Below are 19,240 nucleotides of genomic sequence, written 5' to 3'. Positions count from 1 at the left end.
TTGTCCGTGGAGACCTCGAGCAGCGGCTCGTCCTCCGCGACCTCCTCGCCGACCTCCTTCAGCCAGCGCGTCACCGTGCCCTCGGTGACCGACTCACCCAGCGCGGGCAGCGTGATCAGGTGGTTGTCGTCCGGCATGGTCAGCTCTCCACTCCGTATCGGGCGGCCGCCTGCCGCACCGTTTCCTGTTTGATCTCGCCGCGCCGGGCCAGCGTGGCCAGCGCGGTGACGGCGATCGACTCGGCGTCCACGCCGAAGTGGCGCCGTACGTTCGCGCGGCTGTCCGACAGGCCGTAGCCGTCGGTGCCGATGGACGTCCACTCCTGCTCGACCCAGGGCCGGATCTGGTCGGGCACCGCCCGCATCCAGTCGCTCACGGCGACCACGGGACCGGGGGAATCAGTCAACACCCGGGTTACGTAGGGGACTTGGTCGCCCACGCCCCTGCCCGTCCGCGCGGCGCGCAGGTTCGACGCCTCCACCTCCAGCGCCTCGCGCCGCAGCTCCGTCCACGACGGCGCCGACCACACGTCGGCGGCGACTCCCCAGTCCGCGGCCAGGAGTCGCTGGGCGTCCAGGGCCCAGTGGATGGCAGTTCCGGACGCCAGAAGCTGGAGGCGCGGGGCGTCCGACGGTGCGGCGTCCGCCGCTCGGTAGCGGTAGAGGCCGCGCAGGATGCCCTCCGCCACGCCCTCGCCCGCGGGCATCGGCGGCTGGACCTTCGTCTCGTTGTAGACGGTGAGGTAGTAGAAGACGTCCTCGGCGTCGGGGCCGTACATGCGGCGCAGCCCCTCGCGGACGATCACCGCGATCTCGTAGGCGAAGGCGGGGTCGTAGGAGACGGCCGCCGGGTTGGTCGAGGAAATCAGGTGGGAGTGGCCGTCGGCGTGCTGGAGGCCCTCGCCCGTCATCGTCGTACGACCTGCCGTGGCACCGATGACGAAGCCGCGGCCCAACTGGTCTCCCAGGGCCCAGAATTGGTCGGCGGTGCGCTGCCAGCCGAACATCGAGTAGAAGATGTAGAAGGGGATCATCGGCTCGCCGTGCGTCGCGTACGACGTCGCGGCGGCCGTCAGGGAGGCCAGTGAACCGGCCTCGGTGATGCCCTCGTTGAGGATCTGGCCGTTCTTCGCCTCCTTGTAGTAGAGGAGTTGGTCGCGGTCGACCGGGTCGTAGGTCTGGCCGACCGGCGAGTACATGCCCGCGGAGGGGAACAGCGACTCCATGCCGAAGGTGCGGGCCTCGTCGGGGACGATGGGGACCCAGCGCGCGCCGGTCTCCTTCTCCCGCATCAGGTCCTTGACGAGCCGGACGAACGCCATGGTCGTGGCGATCTCCTGGCTGCCGGAGCCCTTCGCCAGGGCGTCGAAGGACTTGGCGGACGGCTGCGGCAGAGGCTTGGGGGTGACCGTGCGGGCGGGCGCGGGGCCACCGAGGGCCGCGCGCCGCTCCTGGAGGTAGCGGACCTCGGGCGAGTCGGCGCCGGGGTGCCGGTACGGGACGAGGTCGTCGGTCAACGCGCTGTCGGGGATGGGGAGTTCGAGCAGGTCCCGCATCGCCCGGAACTCCTTGCCGGAGAGCTTCTTCATCTGATGGTTGGCGTTGCGCGACTCGAAGCCGGGGCCGAGGGTCCAGCCCTTGACGGTCTGGGCGAGGACGACGGTGGGGGCGCCCTTGTGCTCCAGGGCGGCGCGGTAGGCGGCGTACACCTTGCGCGGCTCGTGCCCCGCGCGGGAGGTGCCGACGATCTCCTCCAGCCGCGCGTCGCTGAGCCCGTCCGCGAGCCGCGCGAGGTCCGGGTCGGCGCCGAAGAACCGCTCGCGGACGTATGCCCCGTCGCGCGCCGCGAAGGTCTGGAACTGTCCGTCGGGGGTCCGCCCGAGCCGGCGCACCAGGGCGCCCTCGGCGTCCTGGGCGAGGAGGCCGTCCCACGCCTGCCCCCACAGGGACTTGACGACGTTCCAGCCTGCCGCGCGGAACTGCCGCTCCAGCTCCTGCACGATCTTGAAGTTGCCGCGGACCGGGCCGTCGAGGCGCTGCAGATTGCAGTTGATGACGAAGGTCAGGTTGTCCAGGCCCTCGCGGGCGGCGAGCGCGAGGGCCGCCGTCGACTCGGGCTCGTCCATCTCGCCGTCGCCGAGGAAGGCCCAGACGTGCGAGGCGGAGGTGTCCTTGATGCCGCGGTGTTCCAGGTAGCGGTTGAAGCGGGCCTGGTAGATCGCCGAGAGGGGGCCGAGCCCCATGGAGACCGTCGGGAACTCCCACAGCCAGGGCAGGCGCCGCGGGTGCGGGTAGGACGGCAGCCCGTCGCCGCCCGCCTCCTGCCGGAAGCGGTCCAACTGGCCCTCGCTCAGGCGCCCTTCGAGGAAGGCTCGGGCGTAGATGCCGGGCGAGGCATGGCCCTGGACGTAGAGCTGGTCGCCGGAGCCGTCGGCCTCCTTGCCCTTGAAGAAGTGCTGGAAGCCCACTTCGTAGAGCCAGGCCGCGGACGCGAACGTGGCCATGTGGCCGCCGAGTCCGCCGCGTTGGTTGCCGCGCGTGACCATGGCGGCCGCGTTCCAGCGGTTCCACGCGGTGATGCGGGCCTCCAGTGCGGGGTCGCCGGGGTAGTCCGGTTCGGCGGCGGTGGGGATGGTGTTGAGGTACGGCGTCTCCAGGAACGGCGGGACGTCGATGCCGGTGTGCCGCGCGTGCTCGCCCAGGCGCTGCAGCAGTTGAGCGGCCCGGTGCGGGCCACCGAACTCGGCGGCCCCGTCGAGGGATTGGCGCCACTCGGCGACTTCGGACGGGTCCTTGTCGGGAAGCTGGTCGAGCTGGGACATGGGTGATCCCCTTTCGCGTTCGCGTTCCTGGTGAGGAGGAATCGGGCGGCGGCACACCTGACGGCTCAACTTCCGTTGCCTGGAAGGTCGTTTCCGCATCTCAGAACCTAGGAGCCCGAATTAGATGCAGTCAACAGTTACTCACAAGTAATGATCGATCATCGATCATTTACCGCCAGGCGTCCTCCCCCACGCCCGGGGTACCCGCCCGCCCGTGAGCGGACAGCAGGGACCGGGGAAGGAACCCACGGGCACGTCAGGCGCCGAGAGCGATACGCGCCTGACCGTCTACGTCGCCCTCGGCGCCAACCTCCTCATCGCCGCGGCCAAGGCGGTCGGCGGCGTCGCCACCGGCTCCCCCGCGCTGCTGTCCGAGGCCGCGCACTCGGTCGCCGACAGCCTCAACGAGGTCTTCCTGCTCGCCGCGCTGCGCCGCAGCCGCCGCCCGCCCGACCGGCGCCACCCCTTCGGCTACGGCAAGGAGCGGTTCTTCTGGTCGCTGCTCGCCGCGGTGGGCATCTTCGTGACGGGCGCCTGCTTCTCCGTGTTCCAGGGCGTGCAGACCCTGCGGTCGGGCCCGCACGAGACGCACGAGGGATACATGGCGGGGCTCGCCGTGCTCGGTGTCGCCTTCCTCGCGGAGGGGGCCTCCCTGGTGCGGGCGCTGTATCAGCGGCGGCGCGCGCCCGACGCGGTGCGCGGGGATCCGGCGCTGCGGACCGTGGTGGCCGAGGACGCGACGGCCGTGCTCGGCGTCTGCCTCGCCATCGCGGGCATGGCGCTGCACATGGTGACCGGCCGTGCGGCCTGGGAGGCGTCGGCGTCGCTCGCCATCGGGGCGCTGCTCGGCCACGTCGCGTACCGGCTGGGCAGGGACGCGCGCGAGGAGCTGATCGGCGAGGCCGTCCACCCCGAAATACGCTCGCGCATCAGGGCGTTGCTCGACGCCCAGCCCGAGATCGACAGCGTCGAGGCGCTCCTGACGATGCGGCTCGGCCCCGACTCGGCTCTCGTCGCGGCACGCGTCGACCTCGCCCCCGGCCTCGACAGCGAGCACATCGAGCTGGTCTCGGAGCGCATCAAGAGCTCCGTCGCCCACCTCTGGCCGACCGCGGACCAGGTCTTCCTCGATGTGACGGACGCCCCCACGGCTGCCGGGCGCTGAACATCCGGTGTACGGTGCACCCACATCGGCGGCCGGGACCTTCGGCGCCTCGCAGACGGGCGCTTCGGTCATCCGCAGTCGGGGCCTTCGCTCCTGATGCGGGGATCAGGAATCGGTGAGGATCAGGCCCGATGACAGTGTCGTCATGCGCCGAACGCTCCACCTTGGGCCCCGGCGTCCGTCCGCGGGACCTGCGAGGTTAGCCGTTCCATGAAGAAGACCAAGGCCGCGCTCTGGGAGTTTCTGCAGGGGCTGGGCAAGACGTTCATGCTGCCCGTCGCGCTGCTCGCGTTCTGCGGGATCATGCTGGGCGTCGGTTCGTCCCTGTCCAGTGACGCCGTCGCGCAGAACCTCCCCTTCCTCAAGTGGGAGCCGCTCCACCTGGTCTTCACCTGGATGGCGACGACCGGCACCGTCGCCTTCAAGTTCCTCCCCGTCCTCTTCGCCATGGCGATACCCCTCGGCCTGGCCCGCGAGGACAAGGGCGTCGCCGCCTTCTCCGGATTCGTCGGCTTCGCCTCGATGAACCTCGCGGTGAACTTCTTCCTCACCGCCAAGGGCGTCGACTTCGAGGACAAGAAGGCCATCGCGCACTACGGCATCGCCGATGTCCTCGGCATCAAGTCCATCGACACCGGCCTCCTTGGCGCGGTCGTCGTCGGCGTCGTCGTGGCGCTTCTGCACCAGCGCTACCGCACCAAGCAGATGCCGGACGCCCTCGCGTTCTTCGGTGGCCTGCGCTTCGTGCCGATCGTCTCCGCGCTCGTCATGAGCGTGGTCGGTCTGCTCATCCCGCTGGCCTGGCCGACCTTCAACAGCTGGATCTCCTCGGTCGGCACCGCCATCGGCCACGCCGGGGTCTTCGGCCCGTTCTTCTTCGGCATGGGCGAGGTGCTGCTGCGCCCGATCGGACTGCACCACATCCTCGTCGCCATGTTCCGCTTCACCGACGTGGGCGGCTCCGGCGCGGTCTGCGGCGAGCACGTCTCCGGCGCGCTCAACCTCTTCTACGCCCAGCTGAACTGCTCGAACCCGCCGACCGGCGCCGTCACCACCGCCACCCACTTCCTCTCCCAGGGCAAGATGGCCGCCTACCTCGGCGGCCTGCCGGGCGCGGCCCTCGCCATGTACCACTGCGCGAACAAGAAGATGCGCCCCGAGATCAAGGCGCTCCTGATCTCCGGCGTGGTGGCCTGCGTGGTCGGCGGCGTCACCGAGCCGCTGGAGTTCCTCTTCCTGTTCATCGCTCCGTGGCTGTACCTCATCCACGCGGTCCTGGTCGGCCTCGGCTTCCTGACCGCCGCGGTCCTGGGCGTCTTCATCGGCAACACCGACGGCAACGTCATCGACTGGCTGGTCTTCGGCGTCCTCCAGGGCACGACCACCAAGTGGTATCTGGTGCCGGTGATCGCCGCGGTGTGGTTCGCGGTCTACTACTTCCTCTTCCGCTGGGCGATCCGCCGCTTCGACCTCAAGACCCCGGGCCGCGACCCGGAGGCCCTCGCCGAGTCGGTGGAGACGGAGGCCGCGGACAAGGACCCCGAGAACGCCGCGAACTCCGAGGAGGCTGCGAGCGCCCCCGCGGTCGAGCTGGTCGCGGGCAAGTACGACCCCGCCGCGATCCTCGAGGCCATCGGCGGCCCCGCCAACATCACCTCGCTCGACAACTGCATCACGCGCCTGCGCATGACCGTCGAGGACGCCGGGCTGCTCGACGAGGCGCGCCTGAAGAAGCTGGGTGCGGTGGGTGTCGTCAAGCTCGACCAGCACAATGTGCAGGTGATCATCGGCCCCCAGGTGCAGTCCGTGAAGGACGCCATCGCCAAGCTCACCCCGGCGGGCTGAGCCATGGCCACCGAGACCGCGGCGACGGGCGCGGGCCCGTACGACTTCGACCGCGCCGTCGACCGGCACGGCACGTGGTGCACGCAGTGGGACTACGTGGAGGACCGCTTCGGCGTGCCCGGCCTGCTCCCCTTCACCATCTCCGACATGGACTTCGAGACCGCCCCCGAGGTCATGCGGGCCCTGCGCGGCCGCCTGGAGCACGCCGTGCTCGGCTACTCGCGCTGGCGCCACGAGGACTTCCTCGGCGCGGTCGTGGACTGGTACCAGCGGCGCCACGACACCCCCGTACGACCGGAGTCCCTCGCGTACGCGCCCTCCGTCCTCTATCAGGCCGGGGTGCTCATCGACCTGTGGTCACGGCCCGGGGACGGCGTGGTGACGCACACTCCCGCGTACGACGCCTTTCCCCGCCTCGTCGCGGCGCACGGCCGTGAGCTGCGGGGCTGCGCGCCGGACGACTGGGCCGAGTTCGAGCGGCTGCTGGCCCTGCCCGACACCTCCGTCCTCCTGCTCTGCTCGCCGCACAACCCCACCGGGCACGTGTGGACGGCGGCGGAGCTCGGACGGATGGCGGAGCTGTGCGCGCGGCACGGGGTCGCGGTCATCAGCGACGAGATCCACGCGGACCTGACGCACGCACCGCACGTCCACCGCCCCTGGCCGAACTACGCCACGGCACAGGGAGACGACGCACGATGGGCCGTCGTCACGTCCGCCTCGAAGTCCTTCAACATCCCGGCCCTCACCGGCAGTTACGGCATGATCGGCGACCCGGACAGCCACGCCGCGTACCTCTCCCGCCTCAAGGACGCCGACGGCCTCTCCTCCCCCGCGGTGCTCATGCTGACCGCCACGATCGCCGCCTACCGCGAGGGCGCCCCCTGGCTGGACGCCCTGCGCGCCTATGTGTCGGACAACCTGCGCCTCGTCTCCGACCGCCTCGACGCGGCCTTCCCCGAGCTGAGGTGGCGCCCGCCGGAGGCCGGCTACCTGGCCTGGATCGACCTGCGCCGGCTCGGCGTCGACGACGAGGCGCTGCAGCGGCGGCTGATCGAGCACGAGAAGGTCGCCATCATGCCGGGCACGGCGTACGGCGCCCCGGGCTTCGTACGGCTCAACGTGGGCTGCCCGCGCGAGAAGGCGGAGCGCGGCGTGGAGGCGCTGGTGCGTGCGCTCCGGGCGACGACGGGAGGCTCGGCGGCGGGCGGCTCGGCGGCGCGCTGAGACCCGCGCCGGGCTATCCGGCGGCCCGGGTCGCGCGGTCGAAGATCTCGACGAGTTCCTCGGCACACCGAGCGGGGTCGATCCCCTCGGCCAGCGGCTCGTAGACGCCGTCCAGGGCGGCGCGCAGGGTCACGGCCATGACCTGCGCGTTGCAGGGGCGGAACGCCCCGGAGCGCTGCCCGTCCGTGAACAGGCCGGCGAGCCGGTTCACCGAGTCGGTGTGGTGCTCGTCCCAGGCGTGGCCTCCGTTGAAGATGATCTGCTGGAGCGCCTTCATCTGTTCCAAGTGCCCTGCCATGAACGTCACGTTGGCGCGGATCAGAGTGATGAGGAGTTCACGGGCCCCGGTGGCCGCGTCCAGGGCGGGGCGCATGAACGCCTCCGCGTCGGCGACGACCTTCGAGGCGATGGCCGTGAACAGCTCTTCCTTTCCGGCGAAGTGATAGGTGATCAGCCGCTTGCTGGAGAGCCCGGCGCGCTCGCAGATCGCGTCGAAGGTGGTGGCCTGGCAGCCGCGCTCGGCGAGGAGCGCCACGGCGGCGGAGATGATCTGTTCCCTGCGGGCCTCCGTCGCCCGGCGCCTGGTGGGGGTGGTCACGGCGAGCGGTCCTCCGTCATCGGGGTCATCGGGCCGAGGGGGCGGTCTTCGGGTAGGCGTGGCGCACGGTGCGGCGCCACAGCGGGATCGCGGCCACGGCGAGCAGCACGCCGACGGCGACCTGCTCGGCCTTCATCCAGGCCGGGAAGCCGTCGATCGGCAGGCCGAGGACGAGCAGGACCCCTAGGGGCGCGACGGCCGTCATCAGCCGCATCCGCACATAGGCGCCGCGGCTGCCCCGGAAGGCCCGCTTGGCCAGCAGGACGAGAACGGCTGAGATCACGGCCACGATGGTGCCACGGATCCACAGGGCGTCACTTCCTCCGACGATTCCGGCGGCGACGAGGGTGGCGACGGAGAGCGCGAGGACGGTCAGGTAGAGGGCGCGTATCCGCCCGTAGATTTTCTTATCCATACGGATAACTTTATCCATGTGGATAACTTTTGCAAGCCGGGCCGGGCGGACGCGAGGCGAGGGAACACGGCCATCGAGGGCGGCTGGACAAGTGCCCCACATAAACAGCTTGTTGAAGCCATCGCTCCTGCCGCAGAGTGGCCGACGGACATCCGAGAGCGAAGAGGAAACCCCATGGAAAACGGCCTGTTCGACTACAGCCCGATCGTGGACCGCGAGCCGATCCACTGGCCCGGCGGTGCTCGCGTCGCCTTCTACGTGGGGCTCAACGTCGAGCACTTCCTGGTGGACCGGCCCTCCACGAGCATCAACCAGGCGACCGCGGCCCTGGTGCCCGACCCGCTCAACTTCGGCTGGCGCGACTACGGGCCGCGCGTGGCGATCTGGCGCATGATCGAGTCCTTCGACCGGCACGGGATCCGCCCGAGCGTGCTGCTCAACTCCGATGTCGCCGAACGCTATCCGCAGATCATCGAGGCGGGCCGGGCCAGGGACTGGGCCTGGCTGGCGCACGGCAAGAACAACTCGACCGTGCAGGCCGACGTCGCCGACGACGAGGCGGGCTACCTCGCCGACGTGGTCGACACCATCGAGAAGGCCACCGGACGGCGGCCGCGCGGCTGGCTCGGCCCCGCGCTCACCGAGACGTTCCGCACCCCGTCGCTGCTCGCCGAGCTCGGGGTGCAGTACCTCCTGGACTGGACGAACGACGACCAGCCGTACCGTCTGAACGTGCCGGGGATGCTCAGCGTGCCGTACTCCGTCGAGCTCAACGACCTCGGCCTGTTCACGGCGCAGGGGCTGACCGGCCCCGACTTCGTCCAGGTCGTCAAGGACCAGCTGGACCAGCTCCACGCCGACGCGGAGGGCAGCGGCCGGGTGATGGCCCTGGCCCTGCACCCCTTCGTCACCGGCCAGGCGTTCCGCGCGAAGTACCTGGACCGGGCGCTCGAGTACGTCGCGGGCCACCCCGGCGTGTGGCTGGCGACCAGTGACGAGATCGCCGAGCACTACGCCCGCACGACGACCGGGCGGAAGGCCCCGTAAAGGCCCGCAAGGCCAGCAAGGCCCCTTAGGGGACGCGGGCGACGCCCACGTAGAAGCCGCTGCGCTCGGACTTCGGGGCGGGGGTGTCCTTGTACCAGTGGGTGGCCGTCACCAGGCCCGGATCGATCAGGTCGAGGCCCTCGAAGAACCGCTCGACCTCCGCCCGCCCGCGCATCCGCAGCGGGACCTGGCCCTCGCGGTAGGTGGTCCGCACCGACTCCGCGAGTTCGGGGTGTTCGTCGGTGGTGCCGTGCGAGAGCACCAGGCAGCTGCCGGAGGGCAGGGCGTCGACCAGGGTGCGGGTGATGCCGTAGGGGTCCTCGTCGTCGGTGATGAAGTGCAGCAGCGCGATGAGGGAGAGGGCGATGGGGCGGTCGAAGTCCAGGAGGGTGCGGGCGCGTTCGAGGATCGCCTCGGGCCGCCGCACATCCTCCTGTACGTAGTCCGTGGCGCCCTCGGGAGTGCTGACAAGGAGTGCCTCGGCGTGCCGCAGCACGATGGGGTCGTTGTCGGCGTAGACGACGCGGGCCGCGGGAGCGATCTCCTGGACGACCTGGTGGAGGTTGGGCGCGGTCGGGATGCCGGTGCCGACGTCGAGGAACTGGCCGACGCCGTCGCGCGCCAGCCAGGCCGCGGCCCGGTGCATGAACGCGCGGTTCCGGGCCGCGTTGCCGCGCGCCTCGGCCGGCAGCTTCTCGCCCAGCTCCTGGTCGACGAGGTAGTTGTCCTTGCCGCCCAGGAGCCAGTCGTAGACGCGTGCCGGGTGCGGCGTGCTGGTGTCGATGACGAAGCTCACGTCGTCTGCGGTCATCCCTGGCTCCACTCCGTGACGTGCCCCACCGGGCCGGTAAGGATCTTCAGAGGGTACCGGGCGTACAGGTCAACTGTTCGGGTCGGGGAGGGAGTTGGCCTCACACGTCACGGCACTCCACATGGCCCCAGCCGTGCGCGTTCTTCGTGATCTTCTCCCCGGCCTCGTACGGCTTCTGGCAGTGGCAGCGGCCGGGGAACTTGGCCTTGATCACCGGGCTGGAGCCACCGCTCTTGCCCTTGCCGCCCGCGGTGCGCCCGGCGGCGGCCTTGCGCGGGCGGGCCTCGGCCCCGGACGTCATGCGCTCGGGGCGCGGCTCGGGGATGGCGTGCGCGCCGTGGACGGTCCCGGCGGGCTCCTGGGTGGTCGCGGCGTCGCTGGCGGCGACGTCGGCGATCGCGTTCAGGTGGTCGCCGTCCACGCGGTGCGCGGCGACGTGCCGGAAGGTCACGTCGCGGCCCTGGAGGAGCGCGTCGATGCGCACGACGAGCTCCTTGTTGGCGACGGGCTTCTTCGACGCGGTCAGCCAGCCGTTGCGCTTCCAGGAGGCGATCCACTTGCTGACCGCGTTCATCGCGTACTGGCTGTCCATGCGGACCTCCAGCGGGGTCGCCGGGTCCGTGGCCTCCAACAGCTCGGCCAGCGCGGTCAGTTCGGCCACGTTGTTGGTCGAGTGGCCGAGCGGGCCGGCCTCCCAGCGCTGGGGGCGGCCCTCGGAGTCGGCGACCACCCAGGCCCAGGCCGCGGGTCCGGGGTTCTTCTTCGCGGCTCCGTCACAGGCAGCGATGATCAAGTCAGACATCCCTCGATGATGCCAGGCCGCGCGGGGTGCCACGCACCATCGCCCGCCCCGGCCGGCGGGCCCAGGGTCACGTCCGGCCGCCCGCCCCGCGACCGCGGCTCGCGCAGCCCGTACCCGATTTGGTTGACTCCCGCCATGAGCGATCCCTATGTCAAGATCTGCGGGCTCCGCACCGAGCAGGACGTGGACACGGCCGTGGCCGCCGGGGCGGACGCCGTCGGCTTCGTCTTCGCCACCAGCGTCCGCACCATCGACGCCGCCACCGCCCGGAGCCTCGCCCGGCGGGTCCCCGAGCACGTCCTGACCGTCGGCGTCTTCCGCAGGCAGCCGCTGGACGAGGTGCGCCGCCTGACGGAGGAGAGCGGGATCCGCGCCGTGCAGCTGCACGGGGACGAGGGCCCGGAGTACTACGCGGCGCTCCGCGCACCGGGCCGGACCCTGCTGCGGGCCACCGCGGCCACCGAACAGCCCGCCGAATGCGGCGCGTTGGGCGAGGACCTGCTCCTCCTCGACGCCCCCGACCCGGGCTCCGGCAAGCCGTGGAACTGGGCCTCCCCCACCTTCACCGCACCCCGCGGCCGCTGGCTCCTCGCGGGCGGCCTGCACCCGGGGAACGTCCGCGAGGCCCGGCGGGCCACGGGGGCGTGGGGCGTCGACGTCTCCAGCGGCGTGGAGAGCGAACCCGGCGTGAAGTCACCGGAGCTGATCCGGGAGTTCATCGCGGCGGCCCGCCAGGACGCCTGAGCAGGTCCGCCCCCCGCCCCTCCCCTCGGATCCCCCTGGATCTCCCCGGATCCCGCTGGATCTCCCTGGATCTCCCTGGATCCCCCCTCAGGACCGCCCTCCGGCCCCCTCCCCAGGACCGGCCTCCCCCAGCCACGCCTCCAGGTCCTGCGCCAACCGCAGCTCGTCCGCCACCCGCTCCTGCTCCGCCTCGCTGAGCTCGAGCGCCTTCAGCTCCAGGGCCAGCCCCTCGACCTTGCCGTGCTCGCCCATCGCGACGGCCAGCTCGACGAGGGTCGCGAGCGCCAGCGCCCGGTCCACGGCGGGCGCCGCGTCCCCGTGGCGGCGCAGCGCGGAGGTCAGGACCCGGACGGCCGCGCGGTCGTCGTTCTTGAACTCCCGGTAGATGCGGGCGTTGTCCAGGGCCCGGGCGAGCGGCGGGAGCTCCTTGGAGCCGCCGTATTCGAGCTCCATGGGCTCGTCGCGCTGGATGAACATGACGCTGTTGCCGGCGGGGTCGACGAGGGTGAAGCGGCTCGCGCCGGGCCGGTAGCGGGTGATGCGCGGGCGTCCGGAGGCGAGCACCTTCCCGTACGCCTGCCGCATCGCCGCCGTGAAGGCCGCGTGATAGGGCGCGACGGCGTCGACCATGACGAGACAGGCCCCGACGTCCTCCCTGCTCGGGTCGGCACCCTCGGGCGCCTTGCCGAAGTTGAGCGAGAACCCGCTGTAGGCGAGGGCGAGATACAGATAGGGCTTCCGCATCTCGTAGGTGACCTCGAAGCCGAGGGCCCGGTAGAACGCCAGGGTCTCGTCGGCGTCCACGCACGGGAGGACGGGGACGGTGGTCTCGTTCGCCGTCACCACGGCGTCGCTCGGCGCCGGGGGCTCGGCCCCGCTCTTCGCCTGACTGGTGGCCTTCGCGTTCATGGCGACTCCTCGGGGGTTGCGGACCGGCGAATTATTCAACCTTGACTACCGACCGCTATGCAAGTTTGATCAGTCGTCCAGTGCGCTGAGCGACCACCACGTCGCAGGCCAGGTGTCACGTCGCGTTCAGCGCCGCCGTGGGATCCAGACGGGCCGCCCGGACGGCCGGGTACAGGCCCGCCAGCGCGCCGATCAGGAGGGTCGCGGCCAGGCCGCCGGCCAGGCTCCAGGGCGGGACGACCGCGGTCCAGCCCTGGGCGAGCGCGAAGCCGTACGTCGCGACCGTGCCGAGGGCCGCGCCCGCCGTCCCACCGAGGGCGGACAGGAGCAGGGCTTCGGTGAGGAACTGGATCCGGACGGCCCCTCGGGGAGCGCCGAGCGCACGGCGCAGGCCGATCTCCTGGCGGCGCTCGAGGACCGAGATCACCATGGTGTTGGCGACGCCCACGCCGCCCACCAGCAGGGCCACGGCGCCGAGCCCCAGCATCAGGCTCGTCAGCCCCTTGTCGGTGGCCGCCTTTGCGGCGAGCGCGTCGGAGGGGCGGGAGACCTTGACCGTGGCCGGGTCGCCGGGGTTCACGGTGCGGGCGAGGACGGTGCGCACGTCCTCGACGGAGGCGTCCGTGGAGCGTTCGAAGACGGTCGTGGGGTGGCCGTCGAAGCCGAAGTACCGCTCGGCGGCCGGGAATCCGACCATCGCCACCCGGTCCAGGCTGGGGGCGAGTTCGACGGGCTCCAGGATGCCGACGACCACGACGTACTCGTCGTTCATCATGATCTTCTCGCCGGGTTCGGTGATCCCGAGACGCTCGGCGGCCAGCGAGCCCAGCACCGTCACCGGCAGCCGCTGCCGGGCGCCGTCGAGCCAGACGCCTTCGGCCATACGGGAGTTGAGCGCGGTCAGCAGGTCGGGCCGGGCGGCCTGGGTGGTGACGCCCGCGGTCCGCTCCTCAGGTACGACGTCGCTGCGGCGGATGCGCGCGTCGACGTTCGCGGTGGCCGTCGCGTGCTGGACGGGGCCGATGCGCTCGACCATGGCGACGGCGTTCTCGGGCAGTTTGACCTCCTGGCCGAGGGCGTCCTTGCCCGCCTCGGCGGTGAGCAGGTTGGTGCCCAGGCGGTCGAGCCGGTTCATCAGGTCGGCGCGGCTGGAGGTGGACAGGCCGATGACGGCGACCATCGTGGCGATACCGATGGCGATGCCGAGCGCGGACAGCACGACCCGGGCCCGGCGGGCGCGCAGCCCGGCCGCACCGACGCGGAGGACGTCGGCCGGGGTGAGGCGGGCCGGCCTCAGCCGGGACGGCTTCATGACAGCACCTCCGGAGCGAGCGAGCAGGGCGCCGGAGCGCCGCGGCCGCCGGAGTCGGCCACCACCGCGCCGTCCCGGAAGCGGACCCGGCGGGACAGGGACTCGGCGATGTCGTTGTCGTGAGTGATGACGCAGACCGTGGTTCCGGCCGCGTTCAGCTCATGCAGCAGCTCCATCACGATGACGCCGGACGCGGTGTCCAGGGCCCCGGTCGGCTCGTCGGCGAGCAGCAGGTCCGGGTCGCCCACGAGTGCGCGGGCGATGGCGACCCGCTGTCTCTCACCGCCGGAGAGCTGGGTGGGCCGGTGGCCGAGCCGGTGCCCCAGGCGGACCCGTTCAAGTGCGGCCCGGGCTCGGGCCCTTCGCTCCTTGAGGGGCACACCCGCGTACAGCAGGCCGTCCGCGACGTTGTCGACCGCGTCGCGGCCGGGCGCCAGGTGGAAGTGCTGGAAGACGAAGCCGATGTGCCGGGCGCGCAGCGCCGAAAGCCGGGCGTCGGACAGTGCGCCCACCTCGTGTCCGGCGACCCGGACCGTGCCGCTGGTGGGCCGGTCCAGGGTGCCGATGATGTTCAGCATGGTCGACTTCCCGGAGCCGGACGGCCCCACGATGGCGAGGAGTTCACCCGCCGTGACGGTCAGGTTCACCCCGCGCAGGGCGTGCACGGGACCGGCGTACGTCCTGGTGACGTCCCGGAGTTCGACGACGGGGGCGGGGTTCGATGCGGAGCCCGGTGCGGGACTGGTCCGGTGGCCGTTCATTCCTTGGCCACCCCGACCTTCATGCCCTCGCGCAGCCCGGCGCCGCTGACCTCGATCCTGCCGTCGGCGGTCATGCCGGTCTCGACCCGCACCATCCGCGACGTACCGCCCTCGACGAGCTGGAGGCCGTAGCCACCGTTCTCGCCGCGCAGCGCGACGACCGCCTCCACGGGGACGGCGAGCACGTCCTTGCGGCTCTCGCTGACGAACGTCACGCTGGCGGCCGCCTTGGCGTCCTCGCCCCGGAGCGCCGACTTCCCGGCGTCCAGGGCGATCTCGACGGTGATGCCGTTCTTCTCGGCCCCGTCCCCGCCCGAAGCGCCCTCGGTGCCTGCGGACTCCGGGCGCACCGTGCCGGTCACCTTGCCGGGTTCGGACTTTCCGCTCGCCAGCGCCACCTCGGCCTTCGTGTCCTTCGCCGCGAGCGCCGCGTCGGCCTGGTCGAGCTCCACCCGTACGACCGGACGGGTCGAGGCGACCGTGAGCACCGGCTTGTCGGGGCCTACCTGGTCGGCGAGCGCCGCGTCCGCCGAGACGACCCGGACCGGGCCGGGCTGGAAGACCACATGCCCCCGGCCGACCTTGCCGGTGGGTGTGCGGTTCAGGGACTTCTGCCACCGCTTGACCGCGGCGGCGGTGGCCGCGTCGTAGCGCGGGTCGACGTACAACCCGCCGCCGTACCCCAAGTCGCGCAGATTGCGCTCCAGTTGGAGCACGTCCGAGCCGCGGTCACCCACCTTCATCTCGCGGAACATCGGCACCTGTCCGTACAGCAGCGTCACCGGCTTGTCGTCCAGCTCGTACAGCCGCTGCCCGGCCGTCACCGTGTCGCCGGACCGGGCGGCGACGGTGACCGTGCCCTCGACGGCGGACTTGACCGCGCGCCGCCGGGCGTAGTCGAGCGTCCCGTCGACGGTCGTGCTCTTGGCCAGGTCGGTCCGGACGATCTCCGCGGTGGCGGGCGGCAGTTCGCGGCCCTTGCCGCGCGCGTCCGCGCCGTCGCCCCCGCCGGACACGACCACGCCGGCGACGGCCGCTCCCGCGAGAGCGAGCGCGCCCGTGGTGACGGCTATCGAGCGCCTCCTCATCCCTGCATCCCGTCCAGGCCGTCGAGCAGCTTGTCCTTGCAGGCCGCGGCGGCCCTCTTGTACGCGGGGGACGTGCTGTCGAAGGAGGGGTTCGCCGGGTCGGGGTCACCGCCGGGCAGCACGTTGCCCCCGGACATCGTCGGGTTCCGGTACTTCGAAACACCCTTCTCCCGCATGCACTTGGCGTGCGCGAGCATCGACTCGTACTCCTGCTGCGGGTCGCGCTCGGGCTCCTTCTGCATCGCCTTCTGCAGCTCGGGCCCACAGGCCGCGTCCTTGCCGCCCTTGGCCGCCTCCGGGTACCGCGCCGACAGCTCGTCGATCTTCGTCCAGTCCAGGTAGCCGCTCAGCTTCGGATCGGGGAACTCCTTGACGCCGCCCTTGGTGCGCATGCACTGGACGTACTTCATCTGCGCGTCGTAGAAGGCGCCCTTGCCCTGCCCGGCGGACTGCTCACCGGAGCCGGAGGAGCCCTTCGAGGCGGAGGTGTCCGGTGCGTCCGGAGCGGAGGCGACCCCCTTGTCCTCGACGCCCTCGCCGTCGCCGCTGCTGCAGGCGGCCGTCAGCGCGAGGACGGGAACCGCGAGCAGCGCGGTGATCCGGAGGCGGGCCGTGGTGCGGGGAGAAGTGGTCTTCAAGGTCATGGCGCACACGGTCCGCGCCGGACATGACGGGCACTCCCCGGCCGTGCGATGAACGCGTAATGCCACATGATGAGCGCGTAACAAACCCCCCTCGCCCGCAATTCACGGCCCTCACCAGCACCGATACGGCCGAGTCCGTGCTCATACTCGATGGCATGCCGCATGTACTGCTCATCGAGGACGACGCTTCCGTACGCGACGGAATGGAGCTCGTGCTGCGCCGGCACGGCTATGCCGTCGACATCGCGGCCTCCGGCGAGGATGCCCTCGCCCTGCTGGACCGGCCCGCGGGCCGGGGCGTCGAGCTGGCCGTCCTCGACCTGATGCTGCCGGGCATGGACGGCTTCCAGGTCTGCCGCCGCATCCGCTCCCGCCCCGCCCACGCCACCCTGCCCGTCATCATGCTGACCGCGCGCGGCGACGACTCCGACATCGTGCGCGGCCTGGCGGCGGGCGCGGACGACTACGTGGTCAAGCCCGTCACCGCCCCCGTCCTGGAGGCCCGGATCAAAGCGGCCCTGCGCCGCGCCGATCCCGCTCCGCGCTCGACGGTCGACGCCTACCCCGGTCTGGTCATCGACCGGGCCGCCCTGACCGTGGCCAGGAACGGAACCCCGGTCCCCCTGCCGCCCACCGAGCTGCGGCTGCTCCTTGAACTGTCCGCATCGCCCGAGCAGGTCTTCAGCCGGGAACAGCTCCTCCAGTCGGTCTGGGACCACGACTTCCTCGGCGACTCCCGGATCGTGGACGCCGCCGTGGGCAGGCTGCGCGCCAAGATCGAGGAGGTGGCGTCCCGGCCGCGCTACGTCCAGACCGTGCGCGGCTTCGGCTACCGCTTCGGGCCCCTGTGAGGCGGCCCCGATGAGACTCCGCCCGCCCCGGCCGTTCCGCGGTCTGCGCGCCCGCCTGGTGATCGCCTTCGTCCTCGTCGCGCTGGCCGGCGCGGTGACCGCGACCGCGCTCGCCTACCGGGAGGCCCGCACCGCCATCCTGAGCCGCGCCCAGGACTCCTTCGCCCAGGACGTCGAGGACCGCATCGGCGCCGTCGCCCCCGACTTCGACCTGCCGCCCACGCAGCGCAGCCTCACCGACCTCGCCCGGCGCATCTCCGAGGGGCTCGACGGCGCGCCCCCGGTCGTCGCCCGCTACCAGGATCTGCAGGCCACGTCCGACCCGCTGGCCGACCGGTCCCGGATCACCCCGGCCCTGCGCGAGGCCGTTCGCGCGAAGGACCGGGTGAGCTTCCAGCGCGTCGACCACCAGGGCACGCCCTACCTGGCCCTCGGCACCCCCGTCACCTTCGTCGACGACGGCGGCGCCTCGGGCCTCGAGATCTTCGCCGTCACCTCGCTCCGGCCCGAGCAGGACGACACGGCGGCCCTGCTCTCCGCCGTACGCGGCGGAATCCTGCCCGTCGTGGCGCTCGCCGCGGTACTGGCGCTGTTCGCCGCGCGCACGGTGCTGCGTCCCGTACGCGACCTCGGGCGGGCCACCCGCAGGCTCGCCGAGGGAGACCTCTCGATCCGCGTGACACTCACGGGGCACGACGAACTCACCGATCTGGCACGGGACTTCAACACCACCGCCGACGAACTCCAGTCCTCGGTGACGGAACTGCGTGAGCAGGAGGCCCGGGCCCAGCGCTTCGTCGCCGACGTCTCGCACGAACTGCGCACCCCGCTCGCCGCGATGACCATGGTCGCCACCGTCCTCGACGAGGACGCGGACCAGCTCCCGCCGGACGCGGCCCACGCCGCCCGGACGGTGAGCGCGGAGACCGCGAAGCTGTCCCGGCTCGTGGACGACCTGATGGAGATGTCCCGCTTCGACTCGGGCACGGCCCGTCTGCACCTGACCGGGACCGACCTCGCGCAGACCATCCGCGCGACGCTGGCACTGCGCGGCTGGACGGACGCGGTGCACGCGGAACTGGCGGCCGGCGTACGGGCGTCGGTGGACCGCCGCCGCATCGACGTGGTGATCGCCAACCTCGTCGGCAACGCCCTGCGCCACGGCGCACCCCCGGTGACCGTGCGGCTCACGGCGAACCAGAACCAAGACCAGGACCAGGACCTCGGCCAGGACCAGAACCAGGACCAGGTGATCGTCACGGTCACCGACAACGGCCCGGGCCTGCCTCCCGACGCCCTCGCCCACGTCTTCGACCGCTTCTACAAAGTGGACGCGGCCCGCACCCGCTCCGAGGGCAGCGGCCTCGGCACCGCCATCGCCCTGGAGAACGCCCGCCTGCACGGCGGCACCATCGAGGTGGCGAACGCCCCCGGCGGCGGGGCCGTCTTCACACTGCGCCTGCCCCTGCGGCGTACCGACGAAGGCGATACCGAAGAAGCACGCCCCCAAGGACCGGACGCATGAGCCCCACCACCCGCCGCCGATCGCCCCGCCCCGCGGCCCTGTCCCCGCTCCTACTGCTCCTACTGCTCCTACTGCTCCTGGCCGGCTGCGGGGTGCGCCCCACCGGAGTCATAGGAGCGGGCAAACCGCCGACCGGCCTCACCAAGGGACTGCGGCTGTACTTCGTCTCCGGCAACGGGCGCCTCGAAGGGGTGTCCCGTCCCGGCGTGGAGATCCGCTCGCTCGACGACGCATTGAAGTTCCTGGCCGAAGGCCCCACGGAAGCCGAACAGGAACGCGGCCTCACCAGCATGCTCAGCAGCCTCTCGTTCGACGTCACGGCCGACGGGACGAAGCTGACCGCGCGCTCCCCGGACGCCTCCGGCACGGGCGGCCGGCGAGAAGACCTCGCCAACGGCCAACTGGTGTGCACCCTCGCCCGCGCCCAGTCCGTCCTGCAGCCACGGATTCGCCCCGACGAGGTCCAGGTGACCCTCGTACGCGAGGGAACACCCATGGGGCCCTACCGGTGCTCGCAGTTCCTCGACAACTAGGGCCTGTCCGGCGGATCAGGCCGCATGATTCCGAGCTGTGCCGTCCATCGCTGGTGAGCGGGCTGTGGTGCGTCGAGATGCAAGGCGGAGGAGGGCGACAACGCGGAGCGTTGGCAACCGACGACAACGCCGCAGATCGGCG

18 protein-coding genes and 1 pseudogene are annotated in these 19,240 nt (G+C 71.7%); 8 read left to right on the top strand and 11 right to left on the bottom strand.

Translation table 11 applies throughout. The features are described 5' to 3' along the window. Positions 1-116: pseudogene (locus ACFWYM_RS43905) on the bottom strand (biotin/lipoyl-containing protein); the annotation flags it as partial. A gap of 23 nt (positions 117-139) precedes the next feature. Then, positions 140-2,821 (bottom strand): pyruvate dehydrogenase (acetyl-transferring), homodimeric type, encoded by a 2,682-nt coding sequence (gene aceE, locus ACFWYM_RS43900; RefSeq protein ID WP_384851053.1) that lies wholly within the window; start codon positions 2,819-2,821, stop codon positions 140-142. Between the two features lie 214 nt (positions 2,822-3,035). On the opposite strand from aceE, the gene ACFWYM_RS43895 reads away from it, so the two are divergent. From ACFWYM_RS43895 to ACFWYM_RS43885, 3 genes are all read left to right on the top strand, one after another. Further along, positions 3,036-3,986 (top strand): cation diffusion facilitator family transporter, encoded by a 951-nt coding sequence (locus ACFWYM_RS43895; RefSeq protein ID WP_384851051.1) that lies wholly within the window; start codon positions 3,036-3,038, stop codon positions 3,984-3,986. Between the two features lie 210 nt (positions 3,987-4,196). Next, positions 4,197-5,831 carry a maltose/glucose-specific PTS transporter subunit IIBC gene (malX, locus tag ACFWYM_RS43890; protein ID WP_384851049.1) on the top strand — a complete coding sequence of 545 codons (1,635 nt, stop codon included), beginning with the start codon at positions 4,197-4,199 and terminating at the stop codon, positions 5,829-5,831. Positions 5,832-5,834: 3 nt separating this feature from the next. Continuing rightward, positions 5,835-7,058, top strand: a complete 1,224-nt coding sequence (locus tag ACFWYM_RS43885; RefSeq protein ID WP_384851047.1) for a MalY/PatB family protein — start codon at positions 5,835-5,837, stop codon at positions 7,056-7,058. Between the two features lie 13 nt (positions 7,059-7,071). Here ACFWYM_RS43885 and ACFWYM_RS43880 read toward each other — a convergent pair whose 3' ends face one another. Both ACFWYM_RS43880 and ACFWYM_RS43875 read right to left on the bottom strand, forming a co-directional pair. After that, positions 7,072-7,656 carry a TetR/AcrR family transcriptional regulator gene (locus ACFWYM_RS43880; RefSeq protein ID WP_384851045.1) on the bottom strand — a complete coding sequence of 195 codons (585 nt, stop codon included), beginning with the start codon at positions 7,654-7,656 and terminating at the stop codon, positions 7,072-7,074. Positions 7,657-7,681: 25 nt separating this feature from the next. Then, positions 7,682-8,071 (bottom strand): hypothetical protein, encoded by a 390-nt coding sequence (locus tag ACFWYM_RS43875; protein WP_384851043.1) that lies wholly within the window; start codon positions 8,069-8,071, stop codon positions 7,682-7,684. A 174-nt stretch (positions 8,072-8,245) separates the two neighbouring features. On the opposite strand from ACFWYM_RS43875, the gene ACFWYM_RS43870 reads away from it, so the two are divergent. Next, the gene (locus ACFWYM_RS43870; protein ID WP_384851041.1) at positions 8,246-9,118 is read left to right on the top strand and encodes a polysaccharide deacetylase family protein; all 873 of its coding nucleotides are present in this window, start codon (positions 8,246-8,248) and stop codon (positions 9,116-9,118) included. Between the two features lie 25 nt (positions 9,119-9,143). On the opposite strand, the gene ACFWYM_RS43865 is transcribed toward ACFWYM_RS43870, so the two are convergent. Together ACFWYM_RS43865 and ACFWYM_RS43860 are read right to left on the bottom strand one after the other, a co-directional pair. Beyond that, positions 9,144-9,929: an SAM-dependent methyltransferase gene (locus tag ACFWYM_RS43865; RefSeq protein WP_384851039.1), complete on the bottom strand. Its 786-nt coding sequence runs from the start codon at positions 9,927-9,929 to the stop codon at positions 9,144-9,146. 100 nt (positions 9,930-10,029) lie between these two features. Continuing rightward, positions 10,030-10,731, bottom strand: a complete 702-nt coding sequence (locus ACFWYM_RS43860) for a ribonuclease H (RefSeq protein ID WP_384851037.1) — start codon at positions 10,729-10,731, stop codon at positions 10,030-10,032. Positions 10,732-10,866: 135 nt separating this feature from the next. Between ACFWYM_RS43860 and ACFWYM_RS43855 the strand changes: the two genes are divergently transcribed. Next, positions 10,867-11,475: a phosphoribosylanthranilate isomerase gene (locus tag ACFWYM_RS43855; protein WP_384851035.1), complete on the top strand. Its 609-nt coding sequence runs from the start codon at positions 10,867-10,869 to the stop codon at positions 11,473-11,475. An 87-nt stretch (positions 11,476-11,562) separates the two neighbouring features. Here the strand turns inward: ACFWYM_RS43855 and ACFWYM_RS43850 are convergent, their stop codons facing one another. The 5 genes from ACFWYM_RS43850 to ACFWYM_RS43830 all read right to left on the bottom strand — a co-directional run bounded on the left by ACFWYM_RS43850 (position 11,563) and on the right by ACFWYM_RS43830 (position 16,189). Continuing rightward, positions 11,563-12,384 (bottom strand): glyoxalase, encoded by an 822-nt coding sequence (locus ACFWYM_RS43850; protein WP_384851033.1) that lies wholly within the window; start codon positions 12,382-12,384, stop codon positions 11,563-11,565. Positions 12,385-12,499: 115 nt separating this feature from the next. After that, the gene (locus ACFWYM_RS43845) at positions 12,500-13,696 is read right to left on the bottom strand and encodes an ABC transporter permease (protein ID WP_384851031.1); all 1,197 of its coding nucleotides are present in this window, start codon (positions 13,694-13,696) and stop codon (positions 12,500-12,502) included. Beyond that, a complete protein-coding gene (locus ACFWYM_RS43840; RefSeq protein WP_384851029.1) occupies positions 13,693-14,457 on the bottom strand; it encodes an ABC transporter ATP-binding protein in 765 nt (254 codons plus the stop codon). The genes ACFWYM_RS43845 and ACFWYM_RS43840 overlap by 4 nt, the downstream gene beginning before the upstream one ends. Further along, positions 14,454-15,545: a peptidoglycan-binding protein gene (locus ACFWYM_RS43835; RefSeq protein ID WP_384851027.1), complete on the bottom strand. Its 1,092-nt coding sequence runs from the start codon at positions 15,543-15,545 to the stop codon at positions 14,454-14,456. The genes ACFWYM_RS43840 and ACFWYM_RS43835 overlap by 4 nt, the downstream gene beginning before the upstream one ends. Beyond that, complete coding sequence (locus ACFWYM_RS43830; RefSeq protein WP_384851025.1) at positions 15,542-16,189, bottom strand: hypothetical protein; 648 nt, start codon at positions 16,187-16,189, stop codon at positions 15,542-15,544. Before ACFWYM_RS43830 ends, ACFWYM_RS43835 begins: the two co-directional genes overlap by 4 nt. A 155-nt stretch (positions 16,190-16,344) precedes the next feature. Between ACFWYM_RS43830 and ACFWYM_RS43825 the strand changes: the two genes are divergently transcribed. From ACFWYM_RS43825 to ACFWYM_RS43815, 3 genes are read left to right on the top strand one after another with little or no spacing between them, the layout of a single operon-like run. After that, on the top strand, positions 16,345-17,040 hold the full coding sequence (locus ACFWYM_RS43825) for a response regulator transcription factor (protein ID WP_384851023.1): 696 nt from the start codon (positions 16,345-16,347) through the stop codon (positions 17,038-17,040). Between the two features lie 10 nt (positions 17,041-17,050). Continuing rightward, on the top strand, positions 17,051-18,565 hold the full coding sequence (locus ACFWYM_RS43820; protein ID WP_384851021.1) for an ATP-binding protein: 1,515 nt from the start codon (positions 17,051-17,053) through the stop codon (positions 18,563-18,565). Then, the gene (locus ACFWYM_RS43815) at positions 18,562-19,098 is read left to right on the top strand and encodes a hypothetical protein (protein ID WP_384851019.1); all 537 of its coding nucleotides are present in this window, start codon (positions 18,562-18,564) and stop codon (positions 19,096-19,098) included. Before ACFWYM_RS43820 ends, ACFWYM_RS43815 begins: the two co-directional genes overlap by 4 nt. The last annotated feature ends 142 nt before the right edge of the window (positions 19,099-19,240 follow it).

Source organism: Streptomyces sp. NPDC059009 (assembly GCF_042740175.1).
Taxonomy (GTDB): domain Bacteria; phylum Actinomycetota; class Actinomycetes; order Streptomycetales; family Streptomycetaceae; genus Streptomyces.
Note: the sequence above shows the minus strand (reverse complement) of the source record. Positions and strands in the feature narration are given on the sequence as shown.

What these genes read in the sequence shown, in the direction of transcription:
- aceE (WP_384851053.1), bottom strand. Translation starts at nt 2,821, where the DNA reads ATGTCCCAGCTCGACCAGCTTCCCGACAAGGACCCGTCCGAAGTCGCC.
- malX (WP_384851049.1), top strand. Translation starts at nt 4,197, where the DNA reads ATGAAGAAGACCAAGGCCGCGCTCTGGGAGTTTCTGCAGGGGCTGGGC.
- ACFWYM_RS43885 (WP_384851047.1), top strand. Translation starts at nt 5,835, where the DNA reads ATGGCCACCGAGACCGCGGCGACGGGCGCGGGCCCGTACGACTTCGAC.
- ACFWYM_RS43875 (WP_384851043.1), bottom strand. Translation starts at nt 8,071, where the DNA reads ATGGATAAGAAAATCTACGGGCGGATACGCGCCCTCTACCTGACCGTC.
- ACFWYM_RS43870 (WP_384851041.1), top strand. Translation starts at nt 8,246, where the DNA reads ATGGAAAACGGCCTGTTCGACTACAGCCCGATCGTGGACCGCGAGCCG.
- ACFWYM_RS43865 (WP_384851039.1), bottom strand. Translation starts at nt 9,929, where the DNA reads ATGACCGCAGACGACGTGAGCTTCGTCATCGACACCAGCACGCCGCAC.
- ACFWYM_RS43860 (WP_384851037.1), bottom strand. Translation starts at nt 10,731, where the DNA reads ATGTCTGACTTGATCATCGCTGCCTGTGACGGAGCCGCGAAGAAGAAC.
- ACFWYM_RS43855 (WP_384851035.1), top strand. Translation starts at nt 10,867, where the DNA reads ATGAGCGATCCCTATGTCAAGATCTGCGGGCTCCGCACCGAGCAGGAC.
- ACFWYM_RS43850 (WP_384851033.1), bottom strand. Translation starts at nt 12,384, where the DNA reads ATGAACGCGAAGGCCACCAGTCAGGCGAAGAGCGGGGCCGAGCCCCCG.
- ACFWYM_RS43845 (WP_384851031.1), bottom strand. Translation starts at nt 13,696, where the DNA reads ATGAAGCCGTCCCGGCTGAGGCCGGCCCGCCTCACCCCGGCCGACGTC.
- ACFWYM_RS43840 (WP_384851029.1), bottom strand. Translation starts at nt 14,457, where the DNA reads ATGAACGGCCACCGGACCAGTCCCGCACCGGGCTCCGCATCGAACCCC.
- ACFWYM_RS43835 (WP_384851027.1), bottom strand. Translation starts at nt 15,545, where the DNA reads ATGAGGAGGCGCTCGATAGCCGTCACCACGGGCGCGCTCGCTCTCGCG.
- ACFWYM_RS43830 (WP_384851025.1), bottom strand. Translation starts at nt 16,189, where the DNA reads ATGACCTTGAAGACCACTTCTCCCCGCACCACGGCCCGCCTCCGGATC.
- ACFWYM_RS43825 (WP_384851023.1), top strand. Translation starts at nt 16,345, where the DNA reads ATGCCGCATGTACTGCTCATCGAGGACGACGCTTCCGTACGCGACGGA.
- ACFWYM_RS43820 (WP_384851021.1), top strand. Translation starts at nt 17,051, where the DNA reads ATGAGACTCCGCCCGCCCCGGCCGTTCCGCGGTCTGCGCGCCCGCCTG.
- ACFWYM_RS43815 (WP_384851019.1), top strand. Translation starts at nt 18,562, where the DNA reads ATGAGCCCCACCACCCGCCGCCGATCGCCCCGCCCCGCGGCCCTGTCC.